Origin of the sequence: Shigella sp. FC1544 (assembly GCF_001722145.1) — a bacterium.
Classification (GTDB): Bacteria; Pseudomonadota; Gammaproteobacteria; order Enterobacterales; family Enterobacteriaceae; genus Escherichia; species Escherichia coli.
Genome location: NZ_MECT01000188.1, coordinates 19,280 through 33,950, shown reverse-complemented (window position 1 = coordinate 33,950; position 14,671 = coordinate 19,280). Strand labels below are relative to the sequence as shown.

At 53.5% G+C, this 14,671-nt stretch carries 10 protein-coding genes and 4 pseudogenes; all 14 read right to left on the bottom strand.

All coding sequences use genetic code 11. The features are described from left to right. Positions 1–94 precede the first annotated feature (94 nt). A pseudogene (focB, locus tag BGK49_RS11295) lies at positions 95–775 on the bottom strand (formate transporter FocB); the annotation flags it as partial. 21 nt (positions 776–796) lie between these two features. Further along, positions 797–2,809 (bottom strand): annotated as a pseudogene (gene hyfR / locus BGK49_RS11290) (DNA-binding transcriptional regulator HyfR). A 29-nt stretch (positions 2,810–2,838) separates the two neighbouring features. Next, positions 2,839–3,252, bottom strand: a complete 414-nt coding sequence (hyfJ, locus tag BGK49_RS11285; RefSeq protein ID WP_005026381.1) for a hydrogenase 4 assembly chaperone HyfJ — start codon at positions 3,250–3,252, stop codon at positions 2,839–2,841. After that, positions 3,245–4,003 (bottom strand): hydrogenase 4 catalytic subunit HyfI, encoded by a 759-nt coding sequence (gene hyfI, locus BGK49_RS11280; RefSeq protein ID WP_000075558.1) that lies wholly within the window; start codon positions 4,001–4,003, stop codon positions 3,245–3,247. The genes hyfJ and hyfI overlap by 8 nt, the downstream gene beginning before the upstream one ends. Further along, complete coding sequence (hyfH, locus tag BGK49_RS11275; RefSeq protein WP_000916081.1) at positions 4,000–4,539, bottom strand: hydrogenase 4 subunit H; 540 nt, start codon at positions 4,537–4,539, stop codon at positions 4,000–4,002. The genes hyfI and hyfH overlap by 4 nt, the downstream gene beginning before the upstream one ends. A 9-nt stretch (positions 4,540–4,548) precedes the next feature. Beyond that, positions 4,549–6,264 (bottom strand): hydrogenase 4 catalytic subunit HyfG, encoded by a 1,716-nt coding sequence (gene hyfG, locus BGK49_RS11270; RefSeq protein ID WP_001102300.1) that lies wholly within the window; start codon positions 6,262–6,264, stop codon positions 4,549–4,551. Beyond that, positions 6,254–7,846, bottom strand: coding sequence for a hydrogenase 4 subunit F (gene hyfF, locus BGK49_RS11265; protein ID WP_046891765.1), 1,593 nt, complete (start codon positions 7,844–7,846; stop codon positions 6,254–6,256). The genes hyfG and hyfF overlap by 11 nt, the downstream gene beginning before the upstream one ends. Positions 7,847–7,850: 4 nt before the next feature. Next, positions 7,851–8,501 (bottom strand): hydrogenase 4 membrane subunit, encoded by a 651-nt coding sequence (gene hyfE, locus BGK49_RS11260; RefSeq protein WP_000580447.1) that lies wholly within the window; start codon positions 8,499–8,501, stop codon positions 7,851–7,853. Between the two features lie 11 nt (positions 8,502–8,512). Then, positions 8,513–9,742, bottom strand: a pseudogene (locus BGK49_RS11255) (hydrogenase 4 subunit D). A gap of 16 nt (positions 9,743–9,758) precedes the next feature. Further along, the gene (hyfC, locus tag BGK49_RS11250; RefSeq protein ID WP_005026386.1) at positions 9,759–10,703 is read right to left on the bottom strand and encodes a hydrogenase 4 subunit HyfC; all 945 of its coding nucleotides are present in this window, start codon (positions 10,701–10,703) and stop codon (positions 9,759–9,761) included. A gap of 10 nt (positions 10,704–10,713) precedes the next feature. Further along, positions 10,714–12,731 (bottom strand): annotated as a pseudogene (gene hyfB, locus BGK49_RS11245) (hydrogenase 4 subunit B). Further along, on the bottom strand, positions 12,731–13,348 hold the full coding sequence (hyfA, locus tag BGK49_RS11235) for a hydrogenase 4 subunit HyfA (protein ID WP_005026387.1): 618 nt from the start codon (positions 13,346–13,348) through the stop codon (positions 12,731–12,733). The pseudogene hyfB and the gene hyfA overlap by 1 nt, the downstream one beginning before the upstream one ends. Positions 13,349–13,600: 252 nt before the next feature. Beyond that, positions 13,601–14,071, bottom strand: coding sequence for a thioredoxin-dependent thiol peroxidase (gene bcp, locus BGK49_RS11230; protein WP_001068682.1), 471 nt, complete (start codon positions 14,069–14,071; stop codon positions 13,601–13,603). Then, complete coding sequence (locus tag BGK49_RS11225; RefSeq protein WP_000176187.1) at positions 14,071–14,643, bottom strand: glycine cleavage system transcriptional repressor; 573 nt, start codon at positions 14,641–14,643, stop codon at positions 14,071–14,073. The genes bcp and BGK49_RS11225 overlap by 1 nt, the downstream gene beginning before the upstream one ends. Between the last annotated feature and the right edge of the window lie 28 nt (positions 14,644–14,671).

Below are 14,671 nucleotides of genomic sequence, written 5' to 3'. Positions count from 1 at the left end.
TGACATCACCCCCCGGATCATGGACGACTGGGGGCAGTAATCATGCCGGGTCTGGCTGGCTAACACCCCATTATAAGGGGTACGAATAAAGTAACGGGGCGAAATGGCGAATGGCAATGGCGAACGGAATCACAAACAAATTGGCGATACAGTGCTCAAAGCCACTGGCGACAAACAGGGTGATGGGCAAAATCATGGCGACGATTTTGTCGCATAACGAACGCCCGCAATAACTCATCCACAGCGCCAGGCAAACCATCAGATTGCACATAATGCCGAGGCTGACAGATTCAGTAAATGTATGATGCATTTTACCCTCGGCGCAGTGTAAAACCGCGACTCCCCACATCGCGTTTTCACTCATCACCAGCCCGGAAAACCAGATTAACAAACTGAAACAGGCAATACCTGCCAGATTACCACAGGCCACCAGAAGTGCGTTAATCAGCCAAGTTCGCCAACTAATAACGCCCCGACTTTTTGCCATCACCGTCATTACCGACGAGGTGAACAGGCTGGTGCCGCAAACCGCCAGCAAAATAAAGCCGAGTGTAAAGCAAAGGCCGCCCACCAGATGGGTTAATGCCTGTGAAGACGGGGCATCGGCGATAACGGAAAGGTAAAAAGTAAATCCGATCGCCATAAACACGCCAGCGGACATCGCCATTAAAAAGACCGACACTTTACTGCGGGCAATTTTATGGACGGCAATCCGTTCAGCGATTGCCGCTTTTCTGGCGCTCAACTGCAAGTCGAAAGAGAGTTTGTTTCTCATGCATACTCCTGCAAAAGCAGATTACAACACCTCGCGAACCGAGATCCCCAGACGCTGCATTCGTGACAGCAGCGTGGTGCGCTTCATCCCTAATCGTGTCGCCGCGCCACGGGGCCCGGCAACAATGCCATTGGTTTCTCGCAATACCTGAACAATGCGCTGACGTTCTTCTTCGTCATTCTCTGGCGTCGTCGGGTGCAGCAACTGCGCCATTGAACTGCGAAGCGCTGAATCTTCATTTAGCGTCGGCAGTAAACGGCTTTGTCGGACATTAAGATGTAAATTCAGACTGTTACCGCGAGTCAGCAGTACCGCTCGCTCAATCACGTTTTCCAGCTCGTGCACGTTGCCCGGCCAGTCCCACGACATCAACTGGCGTAGCGCCTCGGTCGGGATGGCGTCAATTGCGCGATTCATATGGCGCGCCATTTTTTGCGTGAAATGTTTTGCTAAAAGAGGGATATCTTCCGGACGGTCGCGTAGCGGCGGCAATTCCAATGGGAAGACATTCAGGCGATAAAAGAGATCGCTGCGAAACTGGCGATCTTCAACCATTTGTCACAAATCACGGTTGGTGGCGGCAATGACTCTGACATTCACCGGGATCGTTCTACTCCCGCCGAGACGCTCAATCTCCCGTTCCTGCAATACGCGCAGCAGTTTAGGCTGAAGTTCTAACGGCAGATCGCCAATTTCATCGAGAAACAACGTGCCGCCATCGGCAATTTCAAAACGACCACGATGTGTATTAATCGCACCAGTAAACGCCCCTTTGTCATGACCGAATAACTCACTTTCCAGAAGACTGGCGGGGATGGCAGCGCAGTTGATTTTGACCAGCGGTTTGTCGCGTCGCGTGCTAAGTTGATGGATCGCTCTGGCGATCACCTCTTTGCCGGTTCCGGTTTCACCACAAATCAACACCGCACTGTCGCTCTTCGCTACAATATCTACCTGCTGGAGCAGGTCTTCCATTGCCTGGCTTTGATAGATAATGTCACCGATGCCCAGATTCGAAAGGAGCTGCTCGCTAAGCTGGTAGTTTTCTTGCTGCAAACTTTCCTGCAAATCGGTCATGCTACGCCAGGCATCGGCATTACCAACGGCAATAGCGATGCGATCGGCTATGTGTTGTAGTAGCTGGCAGTTTTCCTCACTAAAGAGAGTGGAAGAGGTATGCGCCAGCAACAATGCACCCGGTGTATGGTTGCCAAAGGTAAGCGGTATAAGGAGCGCAGATTCGCAGCCGTTAGATGCAAGTAAGAGTAATAACGGGTCGCGTTGCCAGAGAAACAGATCGTCTGCACGGTGCGTCAAGGTCGGTTGTCGGGTTTGTAGCGTTTGTGTCAGCAATACACTGTCGCCAGGCATATTGCGTGGCAGACACGCACAATGTGAGGCAGAAAGATCGCTGCACCACAGGCTAAACTTCTCGTTCTTTCGATGATCGCCCAGTACCATACTGACTGAAGCCAGACCGAAAAAATGATGGATCTCACGAGCGACGTCAGCGATCAGATCGTCGAGATCAAGATGTGACAGCACTGCATTAGTAATATCAACCAGTACCCGATGATGATCGCGATCTTTCTCCAGCAAACGCAGCGCCACCTGTTGTTCTTCATCATTGAGCCATGATTGCAGAACCGGAGTGATAATGCGTGCCAGCCAGTTAAACAGTGTGCAATCCTAGGGAGTAAAACGGCTGCCGTGGGTACGAATAAAGCGTAGCTCCGCCATTCCACTACTGCCGAGAAGGACGGCGTGACGCGAATAATCGACCATCTCGCCCTGATACTCTGTTGTTGCCGTCACATCGCTGCCATCATCATGGTAGCGGTAATAGAAGTTGCTTTTGATAACATGCAGTTCAATAAGTTGTACCGGGCTGAACGGCGGCGGCATCGGGATGAAGGCGCGTAATAAAGACGCCTTACCGTGTTTCTGTGCTAACCGCTCCGCGAGCATTCCGTTTACCGCTTCAATTGTTATTCCTTGTGGCGGGGCAAACATCGCCTCGTCTGACATAGCCATCAACAGTCCTTATTAATGAGAAATCCTTCTCACGCAATTTTTCTGGCCATCAGATAGATGGCCGGTTCCTGCACAATTTCATCCAACAGATGAATGAATTGAATGCTACGCGCCTGCCACACAGACGTCGCGTCATCTGCCAGTAGCGCGAATGCCCGGGTCAACAGGGCGGTGTGGCTGGCGTCAATAACAATCTCACCAAAGGTCATCACCCCCAGCATCTTACGTCGGGCTTGCTCCTCTTCGACCTGTGCAAGCCAATCTTCGTTTTCCGTCAGTGGGCAGCGGAAGGCGACATTCAGACAATCAATCACGCCAACGTGATGGCCGATAGCCAGCGAGTAATACATTACCTGAGAGCTGTGTTCCGGCATCTCGTCGCTACTGGCGACAAACTTTTTTCGCAGCGTCCAGAAAACAATTTCCCCGCACTCTTCAGTCATGTAACCCCCGGAGTACGCGAAAGAGTTGCTGAACGATACTATTGAGACGTGGATCGTCGGCATCGCGCAACCAGGTGTTAACCCGATTTCCTGTAGGATCGTCGCTTAAATGGCGCAGGAGCCGATCGCAAATTTCTCGCCCCTGACGATAGCCCGCCAGCCGCCGCGCTTCTCGCTCAATGGCGATACGCTGTGATGGCGGGATCTGTGGCCACAACGGTTGCATAGTCACCCCGGTGGGATCGCGATAATCCACAGCGTGAATCTTCTGTTGCAGCAAACCGAGCGCCACGGCGAAACCGTGAATGGTGGCGGCCGGTGTTGGCGGGCAGCCGGGGATCCAAACATCAATGGGGACAATGGTGTCGCTGCCGCCCCAGACGCTGTAGAGATCGTGGAAAATACCGCCGCCGACACCGCACGCGCCGTAGGAAACACAGATTTTATGATCGGGGGCAGACTCATACGCCCGAAGTGCAGGCATACGCATCGCCCGGGTGACTGCGCCAGTAAATAACAAAATATCGGCGTGACGCGGTGATGAAACAACCTTAATGCCAAAACGTTCTGCGTCGAATACGGGGGTGATGGCAGCAAAAATTTCGATTTCACAGGCGTTGCAGCCGCCGCAATCGACGCGATAAACGTAGGCTGAGCGACGGATATCCTGTAGTAAATGCCGCTTCATCTTTTGCGTTTGCTCATCCAGCGTGATGGGCTGGCTGACATGTTGTGTAAGCACTGGACTCATAGCTGCTCCTTAGCCACCAGCGGTACATCTGTATCGTCGTTGATCAGCGTCGCGCGTTGTTTGCACTCCGGGCAGACGCTCGCTTGCGCCCGCAACATTTCGCGGTTTTGTGGCGCATTTTGTTGCTGTGCCAACAATTCAGCAGCCAGTGCGACGGTTTTTTGCGGGGCAAACGGGCGTTCGCAACGGCTGCAACGTTGTAGATGGAACGTCGCGCGGGTATAGAGATCGGCTTTATTGGTGACGGTCAGTTCAAAGTTATTGGTAAGCTGGATGGCTCTGGTCGGGCACACTTCTTCACAACGTCCGCAGTAAATACAACGCCCCAGATAGAGCTGCCAGGTGCGCGAATTTTGCTGGTCGTCGGTCTGGATAGTCAGCGCATTTGCCGGACAAGCACAGGCGCCGCAGGCAATACATTGGCTGGGCATCAGGTCCGGTTTCCCGCGAAAGCCTGGGCTGACCTCCAGTGGCGCGAAGGGATATTTCACCGTCGCGGTTCCGGCGCGCATAATAGTTTTCAGTAACTTCAGCATCTTCTGTCCTTACTTCAGCGGCGAACGGTTACGATCAATGCCGTAGCGTTCGATCTCTTTATACGGCACGGTTTTTGACTGGCGCTTGCGCACATCTACCAGCGTCACACGGTCGGTACAGGAGTAGCAGGGATCAAGGCTACCGATAATCAGCGGTGCGTCAGAAACGGTATTGCCGCGCAGCATGTAACGCAACACCGGCCAGTTGGCGTAGGTGGCGGCACGGCAGCGCCAGCGGAACAATTTTTGGTTATCACCGAGCATGCTCCAGTGCACGTCTTCACCGCGTGGCGCTTCAACAAAGCCCAGCGCGAATGCGTGAGGTTTATAGCTAAAGCCTTCGGTCAGCAGTGGGGTATCCGGCATGTTGTCGAGGGCAAATTCCAGCATTGCCAGCGAATCAAACGTCTCTTTGACACGGACCATCACGCGGGAGAAAACATCGCCGCCGGTGAAGGTAAACAGTGTTTTTGGAATATTGCCGTAGTCGGCGTAGGGGTGATCAAAGCGCAAATCACGGGCAAAACCACTGCCGCGGATCAGCGGCCCTACAGGGCTATAATCACGGGCGATTTGTCGGTCGAGAATGCCAATGTCCTGAGTGCGTTGTTCCATATTCGGCGTAGCAAGCAGCATCTCTACCAGCTCCGACACGTCGGCGCGCATCTCGCGCACCAGTTTCAGCGTTTGCAGACGTTGCTCTTTGAGAATATCGCGGCGAACACCACCAATCAGATTCAGACCGTAGGTTTTACGCGACCCGGTCAGCAATTCCGCCATCGTCATCGACTTTTCCCGCACGCGGAAAAATTGCATAAAGCCGGTATCAAAACCAACAAAATGGCAGGAGAGGCCAAGGTTGAGCAAATGACTGTGTAGCCGTTCGACTTCCAGCAGAATCGAGCGAATGGTATGCGCTCGTTGCGGCACCTCAATCCCCAGTGCATTTTCAACCGAGTTGGTATAGGCCACACTGTGGGCAAAACCGCAAATCCCACACACGCGGTCCGATAAGAAGGTCACTTCGTTGTAGCCCATCCGCGTTTCTGCCAGTTTCTCCATGCCGCGATGGACATAAAACAGGCGGTAATCAGCATCGACAATTTGCTCGCCATCCACAAACAAGCGGAAGTGACCCGGTTCATCGGAGGTGATATGCAGCGGGCCGACAGGGATCACCCGCGCATCGCTGTTGCCCTCATTGATAAACGCATACGTTTCGGAATCTGTCGTCGGTTCAGGGCGCAGTCGATAATCCATCGCATCTTTGCGCAGCGGATGCATATCTTCCGGCCAGTCATCGGGCAACACCAGGCGACGCTGATCCGGCAGGCCAACCGGAATCAGCCCGTACATATCGCGAATTTCTCGCTCGCCCCAGACCGCGGCAGGGACGCGCGGTGTGACTGACGGAAACTCCCGACTGTCGGCATCGACCAGTGCCTTCACCACGATCCAGCATTTTTCGGCCCCTTCCATTGAAAGGGCATAATAAACCGCGTAATGACCGTTAAGTGTCCGCTCGTCGTTGCCAAACAGGACTGGAAGCCAGCCATCATGTTGATAATAAAGATAATGTACAACGTCAGGCAGCAGATTGATTTTCACCGTAATGGTGACCTGTTCAGGCGTTTGTCGCTCTTCATCCAGCACTGCGCCGGGGAACTGCGTTTTCAGGGCGGCGAGAATCGCTTCGCCACGATTTGACGATGAATTAACGTTCACTGTGTTTCTCCGAAACAGATGCGGTGCCTGAAGGCAAAAAATCATGCCAGGTGCTACGTTGTGCAGGCAGGTCGTGCGTCCCTGAGAGGACTATAGTGGAAGCGCCCGCCAGGATCCTGATGACAGGTTGTGGAATATGCGTTCCCATCGCCAGCATCATGACCAGCAGAATCACCATTGGCGAGGTGGTCAACCAGCCGAGATCACCCCGGTTAACGGCCTGCGGCGGTTTCGCCATTAACACCCGCGCAGCCATCTGTACCAGGCCCGCCAGCACCAGCGTTAACAGCAATAACAGCAGGACGATAATCAGCAGGTGATTACGTGCCAGTCCTGCGGTAACGGTCATAAATTCGCTAAGAAAAATGTTGAAGGGCGGCATCCCTGCCAGCGCCAGCGCCAGCGCCAGCGCACCGCCGCCAAACAGCACGGCGGTAAATGGCATGATTTTGAGCATCCCACAGACGACGTTGAGATCGCGCGTGCCGTACTTGAGCAGTACATTGCCGGAACCGCAGAACAGCAGCGTTTTTGCCAGACTGTGGTTTAAGGTGTGCAGCAGCGCGGCAAAAATTCCCAGCGGCCCGCCAATGCCTAGCGCCACCGCGACCAGCCCCATGTTCTCCACGCTGGAGTACGCCAGCAGACGCTTAATGTCCCGCTGTACCAGAATGAAAAATGCCGCCACGGCAACCGACAACATGCCGAAGATGAGCAACAACCGGTTGGGGAAATCGCTGCCGATGGCTTGGCAAATAATGATGTAATAGCGAATCAGCACCAACAGCGCGCAGTTCAGCAATACGGCGGAGAGCAGGGCGCTGACCGGACTCGGCGCTTCACTGTGAGCATCCGGCAGCCAGGCGTGCATGGGAAATAGCCCGGTTTTGGTACCAAAGCCAATTAGCACAAACACAAAGGCCAACAGCATTAATGTTGGGTCAAGCAAGGACGATTGCTTAAGAACCTCGCTCCAGAATATCGCCATTTCTGCCTGCGGCATAACGCTGGCGGCGTTGGCGTATACCAGCACGGTACCGAACAGACCAAAAGCGACACCAACAGTACAAATAATGATGTACTTCCATGCTGATTCCAGCGATGAACGCTGACCGTAAATGCCTACCAGAAACGCCGAGCTTAAGGTGGTGGCTTCGATCGCCGCCCACATCACAATCAGGTTATTGCTGGTAACAACCAGCAGCATGGTGAACAAAAACAGATGGAAGAAACCGTAGTAATCGCACAGTGTAACGGGTGAAAGCTCGCCGTGTGCCACTTCATGACGCATGTAGCCAATCGAGTAAACACCGGTGAGAAAGCCAATCACACCAAGAATGGCGAGGAACAAACCGCCCAGACCATCAATATGAAGCCACAGTCCCGCAGCGAATATTTCTCCTGCATCAGCGGCAGTTTGGACCACCCAGAGTGCCAGAATCAGCAGCAGTGTGATCCCTAAGCTATGTAATACAGTCACCGTACAAGTCGCAGAGAGCCCCCGTTTCCGGCAGGCAAAACAGAGCAGCGAAAAAAGCAGCGGCGTGAGCAGGAGTAAAGCGAACATCACAGAATAACTCATCTCATTATCCCTTCAGCGCGGTCAAGTTGTTCACGTCCAGCGTGCCGTGGGTACGCCATATTTTTCTTGCCAGTAACACCATCACAATGACGGCGAAGATGGCGTCGGTAGCGATACCTATTTCCACCAGTTCCGGTGCTCGCCAGGCAAGAAGCGCCAGCACCAGATGGGAGCCGTTTTCCATCAGGCAGTAACCAAAAATTTGCCGCAGGATATTGCGCTGGCTGACAATGCACAGCAGGCCAAGCAGAAAATGACCTAACGCTACCGCCAGCGCCGGTTTCAGCCCGGTAGCCATCGGTAGCTTCACGGGCTGAACGACAAATGCGCAAAGCAGGACAATTAACGCCGCGAGCAGTGCCATCATTGCCGGACCGAATAACGCTTTTTCCGGGATGTTCTGGGGAATATTTCGTGCAGCGTAAGTCATGATTAACGGTACCAGCAGCACTTTGGTGATAAAGGCGCTGGCGGACCAGATCAGCAGTTGCTCTGCGGCGAACAGGCACGAGAGAGTGGCGAAAATAGACACCAGCACCAGCGACTGGCAGGCGTAAAATCCGCATGACAGGCGATAGCTTTTGACGCTAATCACAAACAGCGATGTCAGCATCATCAGTCCCGCCAGATTATTTACGATCATAGAACCGATCATTCATCATCTCCTTACTGCAACCAGGTCGCGGCGATTACGCTGGAAATCAGCGACATCACAATCAGTACAATCAACACCAGGCGCATTGACCCTGGCAGCGGTGCGGCATCGGCGACGGCCTCGCTCGGTTTGCCAGGCACAACGCGACCAAACCAGCGAATAAACCAGGCGAAACTGGCGACCGATTCAATCATCAGCAGAATCATGGCGGGCAGCAGGATCCAGTACTCCACTGACAACGCAAAACCGGCGGCAAACAGCGGGAATTTACTGAAGAAGCCGTTGAACGGCGGCACACCGGTAATCGCCAGCGCTGCCACGCAGAAAACCACGCCTGGCAACGGCAGGGTGTGCAATACGCCACGCAGACGCGGCAACAAGCGCGTGCCGCAGCTGTAACTCAGCGCACCTGTTACAAGGAAAAACAGGCTTTTAGCGAACGCGTGGTTGACGATGTAGGCGATGCTGCCCTCCAGTGCCAGCCGCCCACTTTCACCATCGATGCGGCGTGGAGATAGGCGCTGATCGGTGTTGGCGCTTCCATTGCGTCCGGTAGCCACGCTTGCATCGGTAGCTGGGCCGATTTCCCCCACGCGGCAAACAGGATGCCGCCATAAACCAGATAACGTGCGTCGCCATGTAACTCGCTCATCGCGCTAAGCACAAACGTTCCGGTCTGCAAAAACAGCGTGGCGGCGGCAAGATACAACCCCAACGAACCGATATGGGTGATAAGCAACGCTTTTAGTGTTGAACGCTGCGCTTTATCGCTCTGGTAATAACTGATCAACGCCCAGGAGCAGCCGCCCTAATTTCAAAAAACAACAACTGACCGAGCAGCGTCGAGGAGAGTACCAGTCCCGCCATCGCGCCGATAAACACCAGCAAAAATGCGTAATAACGATTCGTGCCGTTATGCGGGTGTTCGCGATTTTTATCCGTCAGATAACCCGTGGAGTAGATCGTGACCAGCAAACCGAGAAACACCACCACAAACAGAATCAGCGTACTCACGCGATCAATGACCAGGCCAAACAATGCCACATCCCCCACGTTGACCAACGTCAACGTGACGGCAACTTTATCGGCCTGATAAAACGCGGAGATCAGCGACAACATGCACAGCGTGGTCAGTGCGGCGAACAAAACCCCCATTCGGCGGCCCGACGTTGTGGCGAAAACGAAACGACCAGTGCGCCGATAAAAGGCAGCATTAACGTCGTCAGAGCAAGATTTTCCATATTCCGTCAGTGCTCCTTACAGACCGGTTAACCAGAAGACCCATGCAAGCGCAGCAAGGCTGAAGCCAAGCCAGGTCACATGGTGAATGAGTAAAAAACGCCCGCGTGCCAGCGTGTTTTCTGCGATTGAGGCCAGTACAAAAATCAGCAAAACCTTGAGCAGCGTAACGACAAGTGAAGTCAGCAGGCAGGCGAGAGAAAGTTCTTGCGCGCGCCCAAAGGGCAGAAACAGGGCCACAAACAGTGCTGCCATCACGACCTGTTTCAGCCCCAGCCCCCATTTCGCTAGCGCCAGCCCGGCACCGGAATATTCGGTCAGCGGGCCTTCCTGTAATTCCTGTTCTGCTTCAGCAACATCAAAGGGAATTTTTCCCATCTCAATGAAGCAGGCAAAACCACAGGCCAGTAACGCCAGTACGGTGGTTAGCGGCGAGTTCCAGCCCGTTGCCAGCGTATTGCTGATCATCTCGATATGCGTGGAACCTGCTATCAGCGCCAATACCAGCAGTGAGAGAATGAGCATGGGTTCGACCAGAATGCCGAGCGTCAACTCGCGACTGGCACCGACTCCCGCAAACGGGCTTCCGGTATCCAGCCCGGAAAGAGCAAAGAAAAAACGAAACAGGGCAAGAAGATAGATAAGGGTGATCAGATCGCCGCCGCCCGCAAAAGGGGAAACGGTAATAAAAAGTGGTAGGGCCATCGCCAGCACCAGCATGCTGCTGATTAATACCCACGGCATCAGGCGGAACATCAGACCTGAAGATATAGGCGCAACTTCCTGGCGTTTAAACAGTTTGTGGATCTCGCGATAATCCTGCCAGATCCCCGGCCCGCGGCGGGAGTGCATACGCGCGCGTATCTGCCGGGCAATACCCGTAAAAAGCGGGGTTAGCAGCAGAATCACGGCCTGTGCTAACGCAAAAATGACCAGATATCCGTCGCAAAGAGTTTGTCTCATGGTGATTTCCTTAGACGGCAATAGCGATTAGCAGCACAACCAGTGCGGCAACTAGATACAGGCAATAGAGACGAAAGTCGCCGCTTTGCAGATGCTGTATTTCTTTGGCCAGCCGTTGGGTGGCGCTCACGATGGGGCGGATCACCCGCTCATCCCAGAAGGGTTCTGTGCTCTGAGCCCTGGCGGTGACGTGCGCAAGATCTTTATTTAGCCTCAGCGTAGGGTCGAGCTGTTGTCGTAGACGAAATAACGCAGAGAAGACCACACGCAGCGGCTGCATCACGCCATTGCCTGACGGAGCCATCGCGTTTTCCCAGCCGTAGCCGCATGCCCAGGCATCTCCTGTGCGACGAAACGCTGCGCGGCGCGAACGACACCACAGCCAGTAAAGGCCAGGCAGCAAAGGCATCGCCAGTAGTAACAGCAACAGTAATGAAGGAGTGACCCGTGTATGAAACGTGCCGGGTACAAGTGCTATTCCGCTGGCGACAGTGACGGGAGGGGTATTGGTAAACGCATGGGCAATATGCATTATCTTCGGTGCCAGCCAACTGGCACTAAGCGCAATTAATACGCAGAGTGCCGCGAGCAGTAGCATGGCGACGATCATCGTATTTGGCACTTCCTGTGCCTCTTCAGCGTGTGTACTGCGCGGCGCACCACAGAAAGTAATACCGTACATTTTGACGAAGCACATTACTGCCAGCCCACCAGTGACTGCCAGCATTACCATAGCAATAGGACCCGCAAGTTGTAGCGCTACGGCTTCCACACGACTTAGTGAGAACAGCGACTGCCAGGTGTACCATTCGCTGATAAAACCATTCAGCGGAGGAATGGCTGATATCGCGAGGCAACCAATCAGGCATGCTGCGGCTGTCCACGGCATCCGTTTCGCCAGTGCCCCCATTTTTTCCATGTCGTGGGTATGCAAACGCGAAATAATCGCGCCCGCGCCGAGAAATAGCAGCCCTTTGAACAGCGCATGGTTGAGCAGATGAAACAGTGCGCCGAGCAGTCCAACCACGGTGAGCAGCGGGTCGTGCAGTGACAGACCGTCCATCGCCACACCGACTGCCAGCAAAATAATGCCGACGTTTTCGACGGTACTCCAGGCCAGCAGCCGTTTGATATCCTGTTCCGCCAGCGCATATAGCACGCCCAGGAGCGCGGAGATTGCGCCGATCGCCATCACCAGAATGCCCCACCACAGAGGCAAACCCGTTTGCGCCAGCAGATCCATCGCTACTTTCAGGATGCCGAAAATACCGATTTTGACCATTACGCCAGACATCAACGCCGAAGCGTGCGATGGTGCGGCAGGGTGAGCGCGCGGCAACCAGCTGTGCAACGGCATCATCCCGGCTTTCGCGCCAAAACCGAAAAAGGCCAGCAGAAACACCGCCGACGCCAGCCCCGGAGAAAGTGAAAGCGTGCGAAACTGGCAAAATCGAGGCTGCCGCTTTCGCGCCCCATCAGCAAGAAGGCGATCATAATCAGCACCGATCCGGCGTGGGCGATAAAAAAGTAGAGCATGCCAGCGTTGATCGACGTTTTATCCTGCCTGGCAATGACCAGAAACCAGGAAGACAGCGACATCATTTCAAACAGCACGATGAACCAAAAAGCGTTGTCCATCACCAGCAGGGCAACCATCGATGCGATGAAAAGATTCATAAAGAAGCCCATCGCCGCCGCGCCTTTGCCCTCGTATTCGCGCATATAAGTCAATGAATAGAGCGAACAAACCACCACCAGCAAGGAGATAACCAGCACCATAAATGCCGAGAGGCTATCTATTCGCAGGGTTAAATCGGCAAAGTCAAAAGGGGTGGCAAAACGGGCGACTAAAGTTACACCAGCATGTTATTGCGTAATTCCGCTGATGATGCCAATCACGCCGCCCACCAGCGATGTGATGCCGGAAAGCTTAATAGCCAGTCTGTCCAGACCGAGTAAAAACAGCGAAGCCAGACTGGCAAACAGAAAGAGGATCAGCGACCAGGTTAATAATTGCAGGGCATCCATTAGTGTTGCTCCTGAGTGAGGGAAAGGGGATCCTCCCCGCCATTGGCAAACCAGCTTGCGGCAAGGCGCTGTTTTTCTTTCATCTGACGTTGCAGGCTATCGTCGGTAATCAGCCGTAACGCCTGATTCGGGCAAGCGCGAACGCAGGCCGGACCTTCTGGCAAGAAATTACACAGGTCGCATTTCACCGCGACGGTCTGGACACCCGGTTCCCAGCGCAGCAAAGCATGTTGGGTCGGCGCGTTTTCTTCGCCATCTTTGAGTGAGCCGTCAGCCTGAAAAACATATTGCGCAGGGGCATTCACCGGACGGCTTCCTGAAGCGCTGATTGCGCCAAATGGGCAGACCACGGCGCAAAGCTTGCAGCCAATACAGAGGCTTTCGTTGAGTTGGATCGCATCATCCCTCTGGGAGATGGCATTGACCGGGCAGACCTGCAGGCAAGGGGCTTCCTCACAGTGATGACACACGACAGGGGCAGTGATTGTTGACGTCTTCGCCAGGGCCAGGCGCGGGTGTTGCTGTAAACCTTGCGTTTTATGCACGTCCGAACAGGCAGCGAGACAGGTATTACATCCTGTACACCACAGTGGTTCGGCCACCACAAAGCGGTTCATGTCGGCTCCTTGAAAATGATATGAAACATTGCATTTCATATTGCATAAAGGATGCCAGTCTGATTAATTTAATATATTCAATAAATTATGTATTAACTGGGTTCTGAACGGTACAAAAATGATGGTCATTAACGTTCAGCAAAAAATGGATTCGACACCCGTGTCGCAGGGGAAAGCGAGAATGTGATCTTGATCACGAGAAGTGAGGTGTGCTGACCGCAAGCGCAGCCAGCACGGAATGGAGCAAAGTAATCAGGCGTGTTCTTTCAGCCAGTTCAGCACAACGTCGTGGTGATTGCTGGTTTTAAAATCGTCAAAGACATGTTCGATTTTGCCATCAGCGTCAATCAGGAAGCTGATGCGATGAATACCATCGTAGGTTTTGCCCATGAAGGACTTTTCACCCCAGACGCCGAATTGTTCGCACACCTGGTGGTCCTCATCAGACAAGAGCGTAAAGTTAAGCAGCTCTTTTTCCGCAAAACGGGAGAGTTTTTCGGGTTTATCGGTGCTGATACCCAGCACATCAACGCCCGCTTTTTTCAACTCATCCATGTTATCGCGTAAGCCGCAGGCCTGTACGGTACAGCCGGGGGTCATGGCTTTCGGGTAGAAATAAACCAGAACACGCTGTCCCTGGAAGTCGGTCAAATTAACTTGTTCTCCATCTTGATCCGGCAAGCTAAATTTCGGTGCGATATCACCGGCTTTCAGTGGATTCATTACTTAACTCCATCCTGTTCATCATGTTGGGAATAATTGACGACGTTAATACTGCCTTGTGCATTGAGTTCTGTACATAGGGCTTTGAACGCTTGCTCAATATTTGCTGCGTCCGCAGATGCGGGGCTGTGGGCGGTGATCTGAATATGCAACTGCGCAGCCCGTTCATTTTCAGCAGGTTGCGTGCGCGACACCAGCTCCGCAATGTTCATATGATGCGCGTCGAAAAGTGCTGTGAAGCGTTCAATTAAATGCGGGGAGTCTGCAACATCGACCTGAACCCAGACAGATGCTGGCATTGGCGGACGCGGACGCGCCGTCGTGCGCTTCATCACGATTAAAAGATCCAGTTCGGCACCTTTCAACGGTAACGTTGATTCAATCAGAGTAATGGCATTCCATGAACCGGAAAGCAGCATGATAAACGTGAACTCTTCTCCCAGCATCGCCAGGCGACTGTCTTCAATATTACAGCCGCAACTACTGACATGACGGGTGATGGTGTTCACAATTCCAGGGCGATCGGCACCCAACGCAGTGATCACCAGATAATGTTGCGATGACAGTGTCAAACTGGTTATTCCTTTAAGGGGTGAGTTG